A 19,546-nucleotide genomic window follows, 5' to 3' on the forward strand; every position below is an offset into this window, starting at 1 on the left:
TATCCTAAAAATAGCAGAAGTGATGCCCTGGCCGAACTCGACGACAACCGCGACGGCGTCGTCGACGCCCTGGACACCACGAGCTGGGCGCAACTGCGCATCTGGAAAGACAGCGACAGCGACGGCCAGACCGACGCGGGCGAACTCCTCACGCCGGAACAGGCCGGAGTGCTCAAGCTCAACCTGCGCTACGCCGACCTCAGCAACCGCGTCAACACCGCAGACCCCCAGGGCAACCAGCACCGCCAGGTCGGCAGCTACGTGGCCGCTGCCGACGGCAGCACGCGCGGCATGCACGACGTGTGGTTCTCCGTCAACCCCGGGCAGAGCGTGGACCTCAACCCCGTGCCCGTGAGCGAGGCCATCGCCGCGCTGCCCGACGCCATGGGCATGGGCAACCTGCCCAGCCTGCACCAGGCCATGGCGCGGGTGCCGCGCCGCTCTCCCTCTCGTGCCTCCGCCCCGTTCGCTCATTAACCCGCACGGGTATCTCGTCGCCTGAGGGAAATGCCTCGCGCATGGGCTTGGTGGTCGAAAGGCGGCGGCCCATGAAGAACGAACTGGGCTTCGTAACTTTATGAGTAGGTTGCGGAAACGGATGTTCATCATGCGTGACGCCCCGGCGGGGGTAGGCAAGTACAACGTGCTGCAGTTCAAGGCGGGCATCGCGCCGGGGGACGTGGTGGTCACCCGGTCCGACGATGCGCTGGTGCTCGGCATCGCGGGCAGCACGGACAAGGTCACGGTCGCGTACTTCTTCTACCAGGGCGACCCTGGCAACAACTACAACCCCATACAGGCCGTGAAGTTCGCCGATGGCACGGTGTGGAACACGGCGCAGATCGTGAGCCAACTGCCCGTCTACGCCAACAGCAGCGCCACTCTGGGCAATGAGCAAAAGGACCTGGTGCTGACGGGGTCGACCAACGCATCGGGCACCGGCAACGCGCTGAACAACAACCTGACGGGCAACACCGGCAGCAATGTGCTGCTGGGACTGGCGGGTGGCGCGCTACGAACTCAAGCCGTCGGCCAAGGGCAAGCCGCCACTGGCGGTGTGGACGGCGTTCTGGGCGGGTGCGGACGGCCGTCGCCGCAGCCGCGCATTCTCGGTCAGCCGATGGGGCGAGGAGGGGGCCAGGCTCAAGGCGATCGAAGCGCGCGAGCTGAGCGTGGCGCTGGTCGCTGCGGAGCGGACCACGCCGCGCAGGCGGGTGTCCTGAGGTCTGGATGGGGAGCCCCGCGTTGCTCAGGGAGCGGGGCGCGTGTAGATATCGAACCAGGCCGGCTGGCCGGGTTGGCCAAACTGCAGCATCACCGCCTTCACGGGTCCTTCGTTGGTGGCGTTGACGCGTCGGTAGTCCGGCATCACGCAGTGGTCATGGCGTTCACCGGGTTGCTCTGAATTGGCCATGGGGATGAAGCTGGGCTGCCCGTCGGCCTTCTCATGCAGCGCGAACCACACGCGGTAGCGCGGAACGGGCACGGGCAGGCTGAAACCGTCGGCGCGGAAGCCGACCTCCAGTGGTTCCGTCGCACCGGCGGCGGTGTCGGGGCGGTGCGTGGCCATCACGCGCTGGCCGTCGGTGCCGACCCAGTGCAGGCGCAGCCAGGGCGCACCTTCGCGGGCCGACCACACGAGGTGGACACTGGCGCCGTCCAGGCAGAAGCGCGGGTGCGTGCGCTCCCGCATGTCTTCCCAGCGCTCGCCGTGGCGCTCGTCCACACGCTGCAGGCGCAGGCCGGGCGGCGCGGTCAGCGACTGGGCATAGACCACGCCGGCCTGGGGCAGCGCGAACTGGCGCACCGGCTGCACCGTGTGGGCCAGGGCCGTCGGTGGCCCCGGGTCGCGGGGGTTGTCCTGTGCATGGCGGAGCGCCGCTTGCAGCGGTTCGATGGCGTTGACAAGTGCGATCAGAGGCAGGCCCCAGATCAGCAGTCCGCTGAGTGACAGCGCGGTGCTTTCTCCGACGCTGAACGCGGGACGCAGTCGCGGCCCCAGGAGCAGGTGCGTGCCGAACCAGATCAGTGGCGCCAGCGTGAACAGCAGGCCGTAGAACACGGCCAGGCCTTCCATGCCACTGACGGCGCGGGCCGGTACCAGCACCACCAGCACGCACAGACCGGCCGCCAGCAGCGACGTCAGGCGCAGGACGGCCCAACTGGCGCCCCGGCTGCGCGTGCGGCAAAGGCGCCATTCGAGCCCCAGCGCCAGCACCACCAGCGCGGCCACCACCGCCGCCATCATCTGGACGTGAGCGGGCAGCAGGGGCAGGGCGGTGGTGAGGTCGGAGAGGTTCATGGGCGAGGAGGTATGCCTGCATGCTACGCCGCGTGCGCGCGGGCTTGGGGCGCGGGGTGTTCAGCGGCGGCATGGGTCTCGTGTGCGGTTGGGTCCGCGTCCAGGAGAATCGGCACATGTCTTTTTCTGACTGGTTCACCGGGCTCACGGCCCGTTTCGACGCCGATGTGATGCGCGAGCCCGCCGCCAGGGCTGGCCCTGTGGCGGCGCCGACACCGGCGGGGTGGGTGCCGCTGCTGGATTGGTGTCACAGTGGCGCGGGCGACGGCCGCTGCCCGTGGTGGCGGCCTGGCGCGCTGCCTCGCGTGGGCCAGCGTTTTGAGGTGGCCTGGCTGGATGCGTCCTGTGCGCCTGTGGTGGCGGCCTTCTGCCTGCATCTGGATGGCAGCGAGGCCCTGGCCGCGGGCGGCCGGCTGGCGGGCCTGCTGCTGCGCCTGCGCACCAAGCGGGACGACGCGCTGTGGTGGCGTGCGCGCCAGCGCACCGATCCCTGGGACTGTGGCCACTTGCGCGAGGGCACGGCCGCGCTGCAGGCGCTGGCGCGCTTTCGCCCGCGCCGCGCCACGCTGATGGTGGTCGAGGGGCTGCCGGACGACAGGCTCCAGGCGGTGCTGCGGATCCTGCGCGAACACGGCGCCGCGTACCGGCATCCGGTGCGCCTGCTGGTGCTGGGCGGCGAGCCGCCGGCGGGTGGCCGGCGCCTGTGAAGTGTCAATGCGGCGGCGGCAGTTCGTGCAGCAGCCGGGTGACCAGTTGCGACTGGCTGTGCACGCCCACTTTGGCGAACACCCGCTTGAGCGTGGTGCGCGCCGACTCGTAGGTGGTGCCGGCGCTGCGCGCGGCCTCGCGCAGGCTGTGTCCCTGGAGCAGGCCCATCACCAGCCGTGTCTCCGCCGGGGTGCAGCCGTACCGCGCCCGCAGCGCTTCGGCGGCTTCCCGCTGACTGGCGCCGTCGTGGCGTGTCACGCTCAGCAGGACCAGTGCCGGCCGAGGCAGGTAGCGCGCGGCCGCGTGGCCACGCACCGGGGTGGCCTGAATGCGCAATGGGCCCTGGGTGCCGTGCGGCAGCTCCAGGGTGTGCGCGGCGGCCGCGCCGCTGGCTTGCTGCGCGGGTGACAGCGCGGCCTCCACCAGCGCCTGAAGGCGCCATTGCGTGCTGGCCGTGCCCGTGGCCAGCCGGCCCTCGCGCAGGCGCAGCCCGCCACCTTCGCGCAGCAAGGCTTCCATGGCGCGGTTGGCCAGCACCGGGCGCAACTGGCGGTCCACCAGGGCGACGCCGTACCGCAGGCCGTCCAGTGCCGCCGCCCCTGCGCCGGTGACGTCGGCGCGTTCCATCTGCACCGCCATGCGCAGCGCGCGCGTCATGTGCCGGCTCAGGCGTTCGAAAGCCGCCACCTCGGTGGCGTCGAAGGTCGGCATGTCCGGCGCCCGCAGCAGGGTCACGTTGGCCACCATGTCGTCTTCGGCGAACAGGGTGTTGCCCAGCGTGTAGCGGAAATCCTGTGGCCGCATCCAGTCGTTGTAGTAGGCCGATCGGTAGAGCGCCTGGTCGTCGCGCAGGTACGCCGCCAGGCGTTCGTTGGTGCGCACCACGCCGGGACGGTGCAGGCGTTCGCTCAGGTGGATCCAGGGGTTGTCGGGCGCGAAGTACAGCGCATCGAACGCGCCCAGCCAGCGGGGCGATACGCCTTCGAGCGCGACCGGCCGCACGCGGCCGGAGAGCTTGTCCAGGAAGTAGAAGGTCTGCCCGTTGGATGGAAAGGCCTGCGCCGCCAGCCGCATTGCATCGGCCCAGGCGTCGGGTTCGAACACCGCGCGGTAGACGGTGTCGGTCAGGGACTCTTCCAGATCGGCTCGCATGGCGGGGCGACGTTCGGCTGGCAGTTTCAGAGAGGGTGGTGTGCCCATGGCCGTGGGCGACGTGCTCCCGTTTGGGAGATGCGCGCGGCAGGGGCTCTTTTTACCCTTGCCCGATCCTCTCACCAACCCGCAAGGAGCCGCAAGTGCCTTTGACCACTTTGTCCGGTGTCATCACCGGTATCCGCCATTCCACCGAAACCGTCGGACAGATCGGCAAGAACGGAGGCTCGGTGCAGACCGGCCAGGTCCTGGCCTTCCGGGTCGACGACCGCTCCGCGCGCATCAAGCTCAAGGACATGCCCGACGTGCGCGACGACGACCGCGTGACCCTGGCGGGGCGCGTGAAGAACGGCACCTTCCACGCCCTGGCCATGCGCAACGACCAGACCCGCGCCGTCTTCGCCACCGCCGCCTGGCCGGGCTATGTGATGGGCGGCATCATGGTGGCGCTGGGCATTCCGCTCAGCCTCATGATCATCGGCCTGCCGTTTCTCGTGGTCGGCATCTACACGCTGTACCAGGCGGTCCAGTACACGCAGGCCGCCCGGCTTCTGCAGGGTTGATGTGGGGCGGACCCGCCGCCGGATTTTGTAACAAACCTCCCCATTCCTGTCACTGCCTGGCCCGTCCAGGCATTTTCATATGGTGGATTTTGGGGTCTATTTTTGACAAAAAATAATCTAATTAAGAAAACTTAAGTACTTGCACCACATGGGTGCGAGAAGATATGGTTTCTGTTGAAAATCAAAAAAATCCATATAAAACATTGTTAAAACAATGTTAATAAAAAACTATCTGAGCGAATCTGAGCTTTCTGCTTGTTGTAAATGTGTCGAATAGATCACTTTTTCGGATCTAGTTTGTGCTCCGACGGACTTTGTAACCAGTGACGTCGCTATAGTCCCCGCTTGTAACGAAACGCAGCCTTAACGGGGTGCGTGCACACCGGCACCAGGCCCGCGTGTGCGTCCAAGAGGGGAAAAAACATGTTCCGTTTTTTTGCACGTGGTGCGGCCACGGGTAAGGGCACTCCTGCGCCTTTTGCAAACACGGCCCGCACGCTGGCGTTCGCCGCCGCGCTGCTGGCGGCCACCTCGGTTCACGCCACGCTGGTGGTGAGCCAGGCGGTGAGTGCCAGCACCATCGTGGTGGGGGAGCGCACCCGGCTGACCATCACCGTGAGCAACGACAGCGTCCAGGAAGACGGTGTCCAGCTCATCAACAACCTGCCGCCACAGTTGCGCCTCTACCCGGCCAGCTACCCCGGCTACGTGGCGCCCGTCAGCACCTGCGCTGGCGCCGTGGTCAACGCAGCGCCGGGCGCCGGAGTGGGCGGGGTGGACGTGCTCTCGGTCACCGGCATGAGCATCCCCGCGCACAGCGCCGGCATCGACGGCTCGTGCACGGTCTCGGTGGACATCACGTCCTACAACGGCGGCGGCACCTGGAACAACGTCATCAACGCCACCGACCTCTCGCCCGCCGCCGCATCGCCCGCGCAGCAGAGCGTGCTGGTCAACAGCATCCTGCTGCCCGCGGTGAGCAAGAACCTGGGCGGCGCCACGCTGGTGCAGGGGCAGTCGCGCACCGCGACCATCACGTTCACCAACCCCAACAGCGGGGTGAACATTCCCTTCACCACCTTCACCGACAACCTGCCTTCCAACCTGGAGGTGCTGGGCATCGTGGGCAACACCTGCGGCAGCAGCACCAGCTTCACCCCCAGCAGCGTGACGCTCTCGGGCGGTGCGATCCCCGCAGGTGCGCCGGGCACCTGCAACCTGCAGTTCACCATCCGTGGCGTGCTGCCGCCGGGTGCGGCCTCGGCGGCCGACGCCAACACCATCGCGGCGGGCGACATTGGCAACACGCGCGGCCTGACCTACCCGGGCGCAAACACCAACATCACGGTCAACAGCCCGATCAACCTGTCCAAGGGTTTCTCGGTCACGCCGCTGACCGCGGGAGCGGACTCGCTGCTGACGGTGCGCATCGGCAACACCAGCACCAGCCCGCTGACCATCGTGGGTCTGAGCGACACGGTGGGCGCGGGCTGGCCGGCCGCGTTGCGCAACTCGGGGCCGATCGGCGCGGCGAACCTCAATGGCTGCGGCCCGGGCGCCACGCTGGTGGCCGGCTCCGACGGCGGCGTGGACAAGGGCTTCGTGCTGAGCGGCGCCGAAGTGGCGGTGGGCGGCGAGTGCCGCATCCAGTTCAACGTCACGTCCACCACCACCGGCATCCACACCAACAGCCTGCCCCTCGGCGCGGTGACCAACGCGCAAGGCTTCACCTCGCCTGCGCGCCCGGCCTCGATCGACGTGCGCGACAACGCGCTCACGGTGTCCAAGGCCATCAGCCCGACCACCGTGGCGCCGGGCGACATCGCCACCTTCGCGGTCTCCGTCACCTCGTTCAGCATCGCGCCGCAGACCAGTGTGAGCTTCACCGACACGCTGCCCGCAGGCATGGTCTACGTGGACGCGACCCAAGGGGGCATCACGCCCACCATCACCGGCGGCTGCAGTTTCTCCGCACCCATGCCGGCACCGCTGGTGACCGCGCCGTCCTTCTCTTTCGACTTCCCGGGCGCGGCGGCCGGTGGCACCACCTGCGTGGTGCGGTTCACCGCCCGCGTGCCGGACAACGCCTCGCCCAGCACCCTGCTGACCAACCAGAGCTTCACCGCCGGCAACGGCACCGTCACCGGCAGCGCCGGCGCGGTCAGCCTGACGGCGGTGAACCCGCTGGTGGTCACCAAGACCTTCGATGGCGTGGTCGCGCGCCAGCGCTTCCAGGGCACGCCCTCGGTGGTGCAGATCGAGCTGACCAACAACAACTTTTCGGTGCTCTCCAACCTGACCTTCACCGACACGCTGCCGGCTGCGCTGCGCGTGGCCAATCCGGCCAACGCCACCACCACCTGCGGCGGCACGGTCACGGCCAACCCGGGTGACGACCGCTTCACCCTGTCCGGCGGCAGTCTGCCCGGGCGCCTGGCCACCAGTCCGTTTTCACCCGGCCAGTGCAGCGTGCGCGTGACCGTGGTGGGTGGCACCGTCGGCGTGCACAGCAACCAGATCCCGGCCTACAACGGCAGCAACGCGGCCCAGACGGTGAGCGCGACCGGCACCGTGGCGAACGTGCCGGGCAGCACGATCCGCAACCTCAACACGACCACCTCCTCGCTGGAATACCTGCCCGCGCTCACGGTGGCCAAGACCTTCCTGACCAACCCGGTGCAGGTGGGTGGCAGCAGCCGCGTGCGCATCACGCTGGGCAACACCGGCAGCGGCCAGCTCACTGGCGTGTCGGCGACCGACCCCCTGGCCGGTACCGGCCTGGTGGTGGCCACGCCCGCCAACGCCAGCACCACGTGCGCCGGCCCGGTGTCGCTGAACGTGCCGGCTGGCGGCACCAGCGCGGCGCTGACGGGCGCCACCATCGCCGGCGGTACCTCGTGCGACTTCCTGTTCGACGTGCTGGCGCAGAGCAGCACGCCCTCGGTGAACACGCTCGGCCCCGGAGCCGTCACGGCCGACGGCGGCGTGGCCAGCACCACCACCACCACCGCCACGCTCAACAAGATCACCAGCGCGGTGAACCTGACCAAGGCGTTCTCGCCCAACACCATCGCCGGCCCGGGCAGCGTCTCGCGTTTGACGATCAGCATCGACAACACCAGCGCCACCGCGCTGAGTAATCTGGCCGTGACCGACAACATGCCTGCCGGCATGGTGGTGGGCGTGGTGCCCAATGCCAGCACCACCTGCGCGGGCGGCATCGTCAACGCCACGCCAGGCGCGGGCGTGGTGAGCCTCTCGGGTGGCTCGCTGGCGGGCAACAGCGCCTGCACGGTGTCGATGGACATCACCTCGTCGGCCATCGGCACGCTCAACAACACCTTGCCTGCGGGCGCGGTGACCAACACCCAGGGGGTGACCAACGCCAACCCCTTTACCGCCAACCTCGCGGCGCTGGCCGGCCTGGGGGTGGAGAAGTATTTCGACCCATCCGCCGTCGCTGCCGGCCAGCCCGCGCTGCTGGTGATTCGCGTGCGCAATTCGCTGCCGCAGCCGCTCACCAACATCTCCACCACCGACAACCTGCCCGCAGGCCTGCTGGTGGCCACGCCCGCCAACGCCAGCACCACCTGCGCCGGTGCGGTGATCACCGCCGCCGGTGACAAGGTGTCCTTCCGTGGCGCGCAGCTCCCTGGCGGCCCCAGTGCCTGCGAGGTGCGCGTCTACGTGGTCGCGGCCGTGCCGGGCAGCTACGTCAACGTCATCCCGGGAGGCACCGTGGTGGCCAACGACGGCGCGGTCACCAACCCGCAGCCCGGCCCCAGCGCCACGCTGCACGTGCTGCAGCCACCCACCATCGCCAAGGCTTTCGCTCAGGCCACCGTTGCCCCGGGCACGCCCAACCGCCTGACGGTCACCATCACCAACCCCAATGCCACGCAGGCCCTGACTGGCGTGGCCCTGCGCGACAACCTGCCCAGCGGCCTGTTCGTCGCCCAGGTGCCCAACGCGTCCACCACGTGCGCGGGCGGCACCGTGAGCGCGGTGGCCTCGGCCACCAGCGCTCAGGTGGCCGGCGCGACGGTGCCGGCGGCCGGCTCCTGCACGTTCGCTTTCGACACCGTCTCCAACATCCCGGGCCTCTACACCAACACCATCCCGACCGGTGCGCTCACCAGCAACCAGGGTGTGAGCAACCCCGATCCCGCCAGCGCCAATGTGCGCGTGCTGGAGCCGCCGACGGTGGTCAAGACCTTCGTGCCGCCGACGATCTCGCCCAATGGCGTCTCGCGCCTGACCATCACCCTGGGCAATGCCAACGCATCGGCCCAGACCCTGGCCCAGGCGCTGGACGACACGCTGCCCGCCGGTGTGGTCGTGGCGCCCACGCCCGCCATCGGCGGCACCTGCACCAGCGGCGCCGTCACCGCAGCGGCTGGCACGGCGCTGGTGCGCTACGCCAACGGCGCCAGCATCCCCAGCGGTGGCTGCACGATCGAGGTGAACGTCACCGCCAGCACCGCCGGCACCTACCCCAACGTGATCCTGGCCGGCGCGCTGCGCACCGGCGCGGGCAGCAACCCCAGCCCGGCCGAGGCCGACCTGGTGGTGAGCCCGCTGGGCTCGATCTCGGGTCGCATCTACATGGACGCGAACAACAACGGCGTCCACGACATCGGCGAGCCCCCGCTGGCCGGCCAGTCCGTGAGCCTGATCCGCGCGCTCGACAGCGTGGTGCTGCAGAAGACCACCACCGACGCCGGCGGCTTCTACGTGTTCCGCGGCCTGGCCGATTCCGCCACCCTGGGGTCGGACTACACCGTGCGCTACCTGCGCGGTGGCAGCGACAGCGTCGGCGTGGGCGGCCAGCCTTCGCCCTCGGCGCAGATCAACCCCGGCAGCGGCACCTTCCAGGCGCGTCTGACCGCGGGCTCCACCGCCGAGGCCAGCATCGTCGGCAGCGGCCAGATCGGCACGCCGAACAACAGCAACGTCGACTTCGTCTCGCGCCGCAGCAACATCCGCCTGGACGCGACCGGCGGAACGGTGGCCAGTTCGGTGGGCAACAACTTCGGCGAACTGGTGCCGTCGGAAATCTCCGGCAAGGTTTACCGTGACGACAACAACAACGGCGTGGCCAACGGCACCGAGCCCGGCATCGCTGGCGCGCAGGTGACCCTGGCCGGCGTGGACGACCTGGGGCAGGCGATCTCGCTCACCACCACCACCGACGCCGATGGCAATTACCGCTTTGCCAACCTGCGGCCCAGTTGCTCGCCGCTGAACGCACCCACCTGTCCCGGCTACGTGGTGACGCAGGGCGCGCAGCCGGCAGGCACGGTCAACGGCACACCCACGGCCGGCACGGTGGTCAACCTGTCCTCGGGCAGCGCGACCGGCACCGCCGGCACCGCGTCCAACAACGCACCCGCCATCAGCCACGGCGCGCCGGCCTACAGCATCCCGGCGGGTACCAGCCGGGTCGCCGGCATCGTGCTGCCAGCCAATGCGCGTTCGGCCGGCAACAACTTCGGTGAACTTGCCAACGACCGCAGCGTCAGCGGCCGCATCTTCACCGATGCCAATGGCGATGGCGTGTTCAACGGCAGCGACAGCGGCGTGGGCAGCGGTGCGCCTGGCGCGGGCAATGTGGCGCAGACGCTGACGCTGACCGGTACCGACCTCAGCGGCAACCCGGTCTCCCTCACCACCACCACCGACGCCAACGGCCAGTACACCTTCACCGGTGTACCGCCGGGCGCCAACTACACGGTCACCTGCACCAGTTGCGCGCCGCCGGCCGGCTTCATCAACAGCACGGTGCCGCTGGCCTGGCCCGGCAGCACCGGCGGCACGGCCGCCGGCACGCAGGCCGTGCCCGCCATCACCGGCATCGACCTGAGCGGCCCCCAGACCGCCTCGGTCAACAACCACTTCACCAAGACGCTGCCGGGCAGCCAGGTGAGCGGCTATGTCTACTTCGATCCGGACAACAGCGGCGGCGTGGCCACGGCCGACGACCTGCCCGTGCCCGGCCAGACCCTGGAGCTGCGCGACCAGGTGTCCGGTGCGCTGGTCGCCACCACCACCACCGACGCCAGCGGCGCCTACGTCTTCACCGGCTTGCCCGCCGGCAACTACCGCGTGCTCATGCCGGCACTGCCGGCCGGCACCACGCACGGCCGCACCAGCGCCGGCACCCTGGGCGGTGCACCCAATGGCACGGCCACGCCGCCGGGCACCGCGCCCGCCGCGATCGCCAGCATCGCCGTGGGCGCGAACCAGACCACGGCGAACCACAACTTCCCGCTGGTTTCCGACATCCGCATCGCCGGCCGCGTGTACGAGGACATCGACTTCGATGGCCAGTACAGCGGCGGCGAGCCGGGCCTGCCCGGCGGCACGGTCACGCTGGTGGGCACGGACGCCTTCGGCAATGCGATCACGCGCTACACCACCACCGACGCCAGCGGCCAGTACGGCTTCGCCGGCCTGCCACCGGGCCAGTACACCGTGCGGCAGTCGCAGCCCCTGGGCTACACCAGCGTGGCCAACACGGTCGGCCCGGTCACGGGTGGCAGCGCGGGCGCGGTCGGCGCGCTCGGCGGCGCCGTCGAGACCCTGGGCCTGAGCTTCAACGCCACGCCAGGCGCGGCGCTGCAGGTCAACTTCGGTGAGTCGCAGGGCAACGGCGTGCACGGTTTCAAGGCCGTGCGCATCGTCACGCCCGCAGCGGCCGTGGGCATCTCGCCCGGTGCCGAGGTGGTCTGGCAGATCATCTACCGCAACGAGACCGCCCACCCGGTGACGATGGACGTGCGCGACACGCTGCCCACCTACATGACGCGCACCGGCGCGCCCGCCATCACCCACCGAGGCGGCAACGGCGGCGTGTTCACGCCCAACGCCGGCTACACCGGCGTCGCCGGTGGTGACCTGCTGGGCACCGCCGTGCTGGCCGCCAACGGCGGCTGGATCTCGGTGGACGTGCCCGTGGTCGTCACACCGGGTGCCACCACCACGCTGTTCAACCAGGCCAGCGCGGGCGCGCTGGGCATCCGCACCGACACCGTGGACGACACCACGCCCAGCGGCGGCCCCGGCCAGCCGCCGGCCGGCGTGATCACGCCCGGCAGCGTGCCGCAAGGCACCTACCAGACCAGCGGGCTCGACGCCACCGGCGTGCCGCTGGCCGCGCTGCCGGCTTCGCTCTCCGGCTCGGTCTGGCGCGACGACAACGGCGACCGCCGCCGCGACGCGGGCGACACGCCGGTGGCCGACTGGGCGGTCGAGGTCGTGGGCAGCGACGGCCAGGCCGTGGCCTGCCGCACCGTGCCCGCCAACAGTGCGCAGGGGTGCGTGACCATGCCCGACGGGCGCAGCCTGTTCCGCACCGGCGCCGACGGCAGCTACGGCGTGATCGGCCTGGTGCCCGGCGACTACCGCATCTACTTCCGCGACCCGGCGAACAACGTCGTCTACGGCACGCCGCAGAACACCGGCGGCGACACCAGCTCGCGCCTGTCCAGCGAACGCGACCACCTCGCGGTGACGCTGCTGCCGGGCGCCGACCTGCGGCAGCAGGACCTGCCGCTGGACCCCTCGGGCGTGATCTACGACGCCAGCAGCCGTGCGCCCATCGACGGCGCCCAGGTGCGCTTCTGCGGCCCGGCCGGCTTCAACCCGGCGACCATGCTGGTCGGCGGCGCGAGCTACACGGTGGTCGGCGGCTGCGCCCAGATGCAGACCGGCCCGGGCGGCTTCTACCAGTTCCTGCTGGCGCCGGGCGCGCCTTCGGGCGAGTACACGCTGGCCGCGTCGGCGCCGAACTACGCACCCACGCCCATCGCCTCGATCCCGCCGCAACCGGGCGCGCTCACGCCGTCGGGTGCCTCGCCGCTGCGCGTGCAGGCGCAGGCCGGTCCGCCCTCGGGCACCCAGCCCACCACCTACTACCTGCGCATGAACCTCGCACCGGGCATGCCCGACGTGGTGCACAACCACATACCGCTGGAGCCATCAACCGGTGCGGGCCTGTTCCTGCAGAAGCAGGCCAGCCGCGACGTCGTCGAGCTCGGCGATTCGGTGCAGTACACGCTGCGGGTGCTGAGCCCCAACGGCCCGGCCACCGACGTCGTCATCACCGACAGCCTGCCCGCGGGCCTGCGCCTGATCCCGGGCACGGTCCTGCAGGACGGCGTGCGCGTGGCCGATCCGGCCGGCTCGCCCGGTCCGGTGCTGAGCTTCGCGGTCGGCGGCTTCGCCGCCAACACACCGGTGACCGTGACCTACCGCGTTCGCGTCGGCGTCGGCGCGCAGCAGGGCGACGGCATCAACCGCGCGCAGGCCGCCGGGCTGGTGAACGGGACACGGGTCTCGTCCAACCGGGCCCAGGCACGCATCCGCATCACCGGCGGCGTGTTCTTCCAGGAAGCCTGCGTGGTCGGCAAGATCTACATGGACTGCAACCGCAACCGCATCCAGGACGCCGAGGAAGTCGGCATCCCCGGTGTGCGCTTCTACCTGCAGGACGGCACCCACCTGGTGTCCGACAGCGAAGGCAAGTACAGCATCTGCGGCCTGCCCGCGCGCACCTCGGTGATGCGCGTGGACACCACCACGCTGCCCACGGGCAGCCAGCTCGTGACCAGCAGCAACCGCAATGCGCTGGATGCCGGCAGCCTGTTCCTGGACCTCAAGTTCGGTGAGCTGCACCGGGCCGACTTCATCGAAGGCAGTTGCTCGCCCGAGGTGCTTGAGCAGGTCGAGAAGCGCCGCCGCGTCGGCCAGATCGTGAGTCCCCTGGTCGATCCACCGAGTCCGCCACCCCCGCGCGTTTTCCGCTCCGGTCCTTCGCCGGCCGGCAAGGGAGGTGCGCAATGAACACCACCCGTTCCGCCATGCGACCTCTTGATGCCGCCCTCCACGGTGTGCGCCGCCCGCTGCTGGCGCGCGCCCTGACCTCGGCCCTGGTGCTGCTGCCGCTGGGCACGGCGCTGGCGCAAACGCAGTCGCTGCCGCCGCGCTTCACGCCGCTGGCCCCGGGCAGCGACCCGGCCCAGCCCGCACCGGCGACCGCGCTGCCGCTGGCCGCGCACTGGCGCGCCGGCAGCCTGGCCGACAGCGGTCAACTGGTGCTGGAGGTGGCGCAGGACCAGATGGTGGCCGACGGCCGCTCGGTGGTGCTGCTCACCGTGCGCCTGTTCGACCGCGATGGCCAGAAGGTCACCGCCCCCACCGACGTGCTGGTCAGCACCAGCCACGGCCGTGTGCGCCTGCCTGGCGCGGCCATCGACGAACCGCCGCGCCAGGACCTGCGCCTGACGGTGCGCGGCGGCGAAGCCGTGGTCGAGCTGGTGTCCTCCTTCCGCCCCGGCGATGCGCAGTTGCAGGTGCAGTCCGGCAACGTCGCCGTGCGCGGGCGCGTGGGCATGGTCACCGAGCGGCGGCCCATGATCGCCGTCGGCGTGGTCGAGGGCACGCTCAACCTCAGCCGGCTGGACGCTTCCCAGATCAGCCCGGCGCGCGAGGACGACGGCTTCGAGCTTGAGATCAAGCGCCACACCGGCAGCTTCGACAACGGCAAGGGCTCGCTGGGCGCGCGCACCGCGTTCTTCCTCAAGGGCGTGGTCAAGGGCGAGACCCTGCTCACGCTGGCCTACGACTCCGAGAAGGAGTCGCGCGGCCGCCTGTTCCGCGACATCCAGCCCGACCAGTTCTATCCCATCTACGGCGACTCCTCGCTGCGCGGCTTCGACGCGCAGTCGCGCCAGCGCCTCTACGTGCGGGTGGACCAGGGCCGTTCCTTCGTGCTCTACGGCGACTTCAACACCGGCACGGGCGGCCCCGCGCGAGAGCTCAGCCGCATCAACCGCTCGGTCTCGGGCCTGCAGGTGCACCACGAAGGCGAGACCTTCGAGGCCAATGCCTGGGTGGTGCGCGACAACGTGGCCCAGGTGGTGGACGAGCAACCCGCGCGCGGTGTCTCCGGTCCCTACCGGCTCTCCAGCAGCGACGGCATCTCCGGCTCCGAGAAGGTCGAGATCCTCACGCGCGACCGCAACCAGCCGTCCATCATCCTGCGCGCCGAGCCCATGGTGCGCTTCGTGGACTACGAGTTCGAGCCCTTTGCCGGCAGCATCGTGTTCCGCGCGCCCGTGCCGTCTGTGGACGCCAACCTCAACCCGCAGTCGGTGCGCGTCACCTACGAAGTGGAGCAGGGCGGGCCCAAGTACTGGCTCGGTGGTGTGGACGGCAACTGGCGCATCACGCCCGCGCTGGAGATCGGCGGCAGCCACGTCGAGTCGCGCGACCCGGCCGACCCCTACCGCCTGAGCGGCGTCAACGCCACGCTGCGGCTGGGCGAGCGCAGTTGGGCGCTGGTGGAAATCGCCCGTTCCGAACGCGAGGCGCTGGGCGCCCTGGGCAAGGGCGACGGTGCACGCGTGGAAGTGCGCCACGAAGGCGAGCGGCTCGACGCCCGCCTGTGGGCCGGCAGCACCGACCGCGAGTTCTCCAACATCTCCTCGTCCTACAACGGCGGGCGCGGCGAGGCCGGCGCCGTGGCCACCTGGAAGATCGACCCCCAGTGGTCCTTGCGCCTGGACGCCATGCGCTCGCACGACAAGACCATCGACGCCGTGCGCGAGACCGCCTATGCGGGCGTGCAGTACGCACTCACGCCGGCCTGGACCGTGGGCCTGGGCCTGCGCCACGTCACCGACGACGGCGGCGTGCCCAACGCGGCCTCGGCCTCGGGTGTGAACATCCCGCAGACCTCGGGCTTCACGCCCTTCCAGATCAACGCGCCGCTGTTCGCGGCCACGCCCGGGCAGACGCGCAGCTTCAACGCGCTGTCGGTCAACGCCGTGGGTCAGATCTCCGATCGGCTCACGGTGCTGGGCGAGTTCGAGCAGGACCTGGAGAGCGCCAGTGGCCGACGCGTCACCGTGGGGGCCGACTACCGGCTGAGCGAACGCTTCCGCGCCTATGGCCGTGCCGAGGTCTCCAAGGGCCTGGGTGGTGTCAACGGGCTGGCGGTGCAAGGCCGCGAGACCGCGCTGGTGGCCGGCCTGTCCAGCGAGACCGTGCGCGGCGGCGAGGTCTTCAACGAGTACCGCCTGCGCGACGCCATCTCGGGCGAGGACGCGGTCAACGCCATCGGCCTGCGCCAGACCTTCGCCGTGGCCGAGGGCGTGCGCCTGAGCGCCAGCGCCGAATTCCAGAAGGCGCTGGCCGGCGAGGCCACCTCGGCCACCGCGCTCACCGGTGGCATCGACCTGGCCTACGACCCCAACTGGCGTGCCACCGGCCGCCTGGAATGGCGCCGCGACCGCAACCACGACGCCTGGCTCTCCACCGTGGGCACCACCGTCAAGATCGACCGCGACTGGTCTCTGCTCGTGCGCAACGCCCTGTCCCTGCAGAAGGCCCGCCACGGCGGCGCCTACGACCAGTGGCAGGACCGCTTCCAGATCGGCGCGGCCTACCGCCAGACCGACCTCAACCGCGTCAACGCGCTCGGCCTGTACGAGCTGCGCGCCGAGAAGGACGACAACCCGGCCGTGGACTACCGCCGCACCTCGCACGCGGTCTCGCTGCACGGCGACTACCACCCCAGCCGGCCCTGGTGGCTCACCGGCCGGCTGGCGGGCAAGTACGTGTCCGAGCGCTTCCCCGGTGGCGTGCCCTCGAACTACACCGCCTACCTGGCGGGCGGCCGCATCACCTGGGACGTCACCGAACGCTGGGACGTCGGCGTGCAGCACCACATCCTGTGGAGCCCGCGCGGCGGCTCGCGCCAGCATTCCTTCGGCGTCGAGGCCGGCTACCTGCTCAAGGCCAACCTCTGGCTGTCCTTCGGCCTCAACGCGCGCGGCTTCTCCGACGACGAACTGCAGGGCGCGGCCTACACCCGCCAGGGCGTCTACCTGCGCCTGCGCTTCAAGTTCGACGAGACGCTGTTCCGCGGCAACCAGCCCGAGACCAACCGCGCGTTCAGCCCGCTCGCCTCCGCCCAACGCCCCTGATCTGTTGTGAGACCCCTGCCATGAACGCCAAACACCTTCTGCTGTCCCTGCTGTCGCTGGCCATCCTGGGTGGCTGTGCCGCGACCGATCCCCGTGTCACCGACCGCGTACCCGGCGCGCAGCCACCGTTCGCCGAACCCGGTCGCCAGACCGACGAAGCCCAGCGCGCCGACCACCGCGTGCTGCAGTCGGTGCAGGACCGGCTGGCGCGCCTGAACCGCGACGGCCGCGTCCCCGTCAACAGCTACCCCTGGGCGAAGGCGCAGTGCTGGCTGGACATGGCGCGCCAGAACTACCACGAGAACGACCGCGGTCCCGTGGTGCGTGAGGCGGTGGACGAATCGGTGCGCCTGATCGACGCCCTGGAGAAGGGCGCCACGCCCGAGGTCCGCACACCCCTGATCGGCGGCAGCGTGCGCCTGCGCGAAGACCTGTGGGCGCGCGCCGAACGCGCGCGCACCGGCCCGGGCGCGGCCTGCGTGGCCGCGCAGGCCGCCTGCCTGGAGGTGCAACTGGTCTGGATGGGCCATGAATACGCCGAAGGCGGCTGGCGCCACGCCAACCCCTACATCGGCATGGCCGAGACCATGGCCGACCGCATGGACGCCGGGCAGGCGGCCTGCGCCGCACTGCAGCCTGCTGCTTCGCCCGCTGCTGCTGCGCCAGCGCCCGTGGTGTCCGAGCGCGTGATCGAGCGCCTGGTGCTCGCCACCGACGCGGTGTTCGCGTTCGACCGCGCCGACCTGAACGACATCGGTGCCGCCGGGCGCGCCCGCCTGGACGTGATCGCCGAACGCGCGCGCGGCTTGCGCGGCATCGAGCGCATCGTCCTCGTCGGCCACACCGACCGCCTGGGCGACGCCGCCTACAACCAGGCGCTCTCGCTGCGCCGCGCCACCGCCGTGCGCGACCACCTCGTCTCGCGCGGCCTGGACGCGGCGCTGTTCACGGTGGAAGGCAAAGGCAGCGCCGAACCCGTGAAAGCCTGCTCCGACAGCCTGGCGCGCGGCGCCCTGATCCAGTGCCTGCAGGACAACCGGCGCGTGGAAGTGGAGATCCGGGGGCGGCTGGAGGCCGGTTCGGGCGCCACCACGCACTGAGGCACCGCCGGGTCCTAGACTCCCGCCCTGGCGCATGGGCGCCGACACGCACACGGGAGGGTAGGAGATGGAATTCAAGGCGGGCCAGGCCCTGGGGCGCGGGAGGATGCGCCTGATGATGTACGGCGGCGTGCTGCTGGGCATCTTCATCAGCACGGCGTTGTCCGGCGCCAAGGGCGCGTGGCTGACCCGGTTCACGGTGTTGTTGATTCCGTTGATCCTGCTCATGCTGCTGGTGGATCTGCTTGTCATCCGCAAGCTTCCCCGCAAGGGCGAGGTCGTCGTGACCCTGGAGCCGGATGCGCTGGTGTCCCGCCTGCTCAGCTCGCGGCTCAAGCGCGTGGCCTGGCAGGACATGGAAAGTGCGCGCGTGGAGAGCCTGGGCGGTCACATGGTGCTGCAGTTGCGCTTGCGGCCCACGCCGCAGCGTCCGGACCGCCGCGCCTTCTTCACCGGCAACAACCCCGCCCGGCCCTACCTGACGCTGACGGCGCTCTCCCCGGCTGACCAGGAGCGTCTGCTCGACGCGGTGCAGGAGCGCCTGCGGGAACGGCAGGCGGGCATGGCGGCAACGCCAGCGCCCAACGAGCTGGCCATGGCACGCGCGCTCGAAGAGCGGCTGGTGTCCCTGGCGCCGCGGCCGTGGGCCAGCATGGCACTGATCGCCGCGAACGTGGTGGTCTGGCTGGTCACGGCGTGGCTGGGCGCGGGCTGGCTGACCGGCAATGCGGACAGGCTGTACGCGTTGGGCGGCAACACCGCCTCGGCGGTGCAGGGCGGCCAGTGGTGGCGGCTGCTCAGCGCGGCTTTCCTGCATTCGGGTGCCCCGCACCTGTTCTTCAACATGGTCGGCCTGTGGGTGGCGGGCGTGCTGGTGGAGCGCATCTTCGGCCGCGCGGCCTTCCTGCTGGTCTACCTGGGCAGCGCCCTGGCGGGCAGCACCGCCAGCCTCTATTTCAGCGCGCAAACCACCGTGTCCGTCGGCGCGTCCGGCGCGGTGTTCGGGCTGGCCGGTGCGCTGGTGGTCGCGGTGGCCCGTGAGCGCGAAGCCCTGCCCCGGCTGTTCAACCGCCGCATCCTCGGCGGCATGAGCCTGTTCATCGGCTACTCGCTGCTGATGGGGCTGACCCGGCCCGGCATCGACAACGCGGCGCACGTCGGCGGCCTGCTGGCCGGCGCGCTGCTGGCCCTCCTGCTGCCAACCCGCTTCGACCTCCAGCAATATGAGGCGAGGCTGGGCAACCGCATGGCGCTGGCGCTGGTGCTGCTGGTCGCCGTACTGCCCTGGGCTGCGTCGCGGGCGCCTGCGGCTGCGGTCGATGTGCAGGCCCGCATCGAGTCCCGCAAGGTCTTCGAGCGCGCAGCGCGCGAGTTCGACGAGGTGGTCAAGGCGGTGCGGCAGGATGCCGAGGACCAGCGCGAAGGTCGCCGCTCGGCGCTGGAGGTGGAGGAGCGCAGCCGCAGCGTGCACGCACCGCGCATGCACGCCGTCGCGCAGGCGCTGGAGTCGGTCCAAGCCCATGTCGGCGGTTCCGGGCTGCAAGCCTATGTCGCGGACCTGCTCATCCTGGCGCGCTCGCTGCACGAGTTGCTGGCCATGGCGTCGGTGATGGTGGACGGCAAGCTCGTCCCCGCCGACCAGGCACGTGCCCGGGTGCTGCAGGAAACGATCCAGGCCGCCAACGCGCGCCTGCTGCGCCTGCAGGGCAACAATAAGCAGCCCTCCTGAAC

General features: G+C 70.4%; 10 protein-coding genes and 1 pseudogene. 9 read left to right on the top strand and 2 right to left on the bottom strand.

Annotated features, from left to right (window positions below; genetic code table 11):
* Positions 1–168 precede the first annotated feature (168 nt).
* From KIT53_RS14120 to KIT53_RS20285, 3 genes and pseudogenes are all read left to right on the top strand, one after another.
* On the top strand, positions 169–477 hold the full coding sequence (locus KIT53_RS14120; RefSeq protein WP_297753508.1) for a hypothetical protein: 309 nt from the start codon (positions 169–171) through the stop codon (positions 475–477).
* Between the two features lie 130 nt (positions 478–607).
* Positions 608–829, top strand: a pseudogene (locus KIT53_RS20280) (calcium-binding protein); the annotation flags it as partial.
* Positions 830–983: 154 nt separating this feature from the next.
* Complete coding sequence (locus KIT53_RS20285; protein WP_366521925.1) at positions 984–1,223, top strand: AP2 domain-containing protein; 240 nt, start codon at positions 984–986, stop codon at positions 1,221–1,223.
* A gap of 26 nt (positions 1,224–1,249) precedes the next feature.
* Here the strand turns inward: KIT53_RS20285 and KIT53_RS20290 are convergent, their stop codons facing one another.
* On the bottom strand, positions 1,250–2,302 hold the full coding sequence (locus KIT53_RS20290; RefSeq protein WP_366521922.1) for a hypothetical protein: 1,053 nt from the start codon (positions 2,300–2,302) through the stop codon (positions 1,250–1,252).
* Between the two features lie 116 nt (positions 2,303–2,418).
* Here KIT53_RS20290 and KIT53_RS14130 point away from each other — a divergent pair, with 116 nt between their 5' ends.
* Positions 2,419–3,009, top strand: a complete 591-nt coding sequence (locus KIT53_RS14130) for a hypothetical protein (protein WP_297753512.1) — start codon at positions 2,419–2,421, stop codon at positions 3,007–3,009.
* A 4-nt stretch (positions 3,010–3,013) separates the two neighbouring features.
* Here the strand turns inward: KIT53_RS14130 and KIT53_RS14135 are convergent, their stop codons facing one another.
* Positions 3,014–4,162: a hypothetical protein gene (locus KIT53_RS14135; RefSeq protein WP_297753516.1), complete on the bottom strand. Its 1,149-nt coding sequence runs from the start codon at positions 4,160–4,162 to the stop codon at positions 3,014–3,016.
* Between the two features lie 143 nt (positions 4,163–4,305).
* Here KIT53_RS14135 and KIT53_RS14140 point away from each other — a divergent pair, with 143 nt between their 5' ends.
* The 5 genes from KIT53_RS14140 (at position 4,306) to KIT53_RS14160 (ending at position 19,544) form a co-directional block, all read left to right on the top strand.
* Complete coding sequence (locus KIT53_RS14140) at positions 4,306–4,725, top strand: hypothetical protein (RefSeq protein ID WP_297753518.1); 420 nt, start codon at positions 4,306–4,308, stop codon at positions 4,723–4,725.
* A gap of 423 nt (positions 4,726–5,148) precedes the next feature.
* Positions 5,149–13,569, top strand: a complete 8,421-nt coding sequence (locus KIT53_RS14145; RefSeq protein ID WP_297753520.1) for an SdrD B-like domain-containing protein — start codon at positions 5,149–5,151, stop codon at positions 13,567–13,569.
* On the top strand, positions 13,566–16,715 hold the full coding sequence (locus tag KIT53_RS14150) for a hypothetical protein (protein ID WP_297753522.1): 3,150 nt from the start codon (positions 13,566–13,568) through the stop codon (positions 16,713–16,715). Before KIT53_RS14145 ends, KIT53_RS14150 begins: the two co-directional genes overlap by 4 nt.
* 20 nt (positions 16,716–16,735) lie before the next feature.
* Positions 16,736–17,815 carry an OmpA family protein gene (locus KIT53_RS14155; protein ID WP_297753524.1) on the top strand — a complete coding sequence of 360 codons (1,080 nt, stop codon included), beginning with the start codon at positions 16,736–16,738 and terminating at the stop codon, positions 17,813–17,815.
* A 67-nt stretch (positions 17,816–17,882) separates the two neighbouring features.
* A complete protein-coding gene (locus tag KIT53_RS14160) occupies positions 17,883–19,544 on the top strand; it encodes a rhomboid family intramembrane serine protease (RefSeq protein ID WP_297753526.1) in 1,662 nt (553 codons plus the stop codon).
* Positions 19,545–19,546: the final 2 nt, after the last annotated feature.

It is taken from the genome of Hydrogenophaga sp. (assembly GCF_026125785.1).
In the GTDB taxonomy this organism is placed as follows: Bacteria; Pseudomonadota; Gammaproteobacteria; order Burkholderiales; family Burkholderiaceae_C; genus Hydrogenophaga.

What these genes read in the sequence shown, in the direction of transcription:
- KIT53_RS14155 (WP_297753524.1), top strand. Translation starts at nt 16,736, where the DNA reads ATGAACGCCAAACACCTTCTGCTGTCCCTGCTGTCGCTGGCCATCCTG.
- KIT53_RS14160 (WP_297753526.1), top strand. Translation starts at nt 17,883, where the DNA reads ATGGAATTCAAGGCGGGCCAGGCCCTGGGGCGCGGGAGGATGCGCCTG.
- KIT53_RS14145 (WP_297753520.1), top strand. Translation starts at nt 5,149, where the DNA reads ATGTTCCGTTTTTTTGCACGTGGTGCGGCCACGGGTAAGGGCACTCCT.
- KIT53_RS14150 (WP_297753522.1), top strand. Translation starts at nt 13,566, where the DNA reads ATGAACACCACCCGTTCCGCCATGCGACCTCTTGATGCCGCCCTCCAC.
- KIT53_RS14135 (WP_297753516.1), bottom strand. Translation starts at nt 4,162, where the DNA reads ATGCGAGCCGATCTGGAAGAGTCCCTGACCGACACCGTCTACCGCGCG.
- KIT53_RS20285 (WP_366521925.1), top strand. Translation starts at nt 984, where the DNA reads ATGTGCTGCTGGGACTGGCGGGTGGCGCGCTACGAACTCAAGCCGTCG.
- KIT53_RS14130 (WP_297753512.1), top strand. Translation starts at nt 2,419, where the DNA reads ATGTCTTTTTCTGACTGGTTCACCGGGCTCACGGCCCGTTTCGACGCC.
- KIT53_RS20290 (WP_366521922.1), bottom strand. Translation starts at nt 2,302, where the DNA reads ATGAACCTCTCCGACCTCACCACCGCCCTGCCCCTGCTGCCCGCTCAC.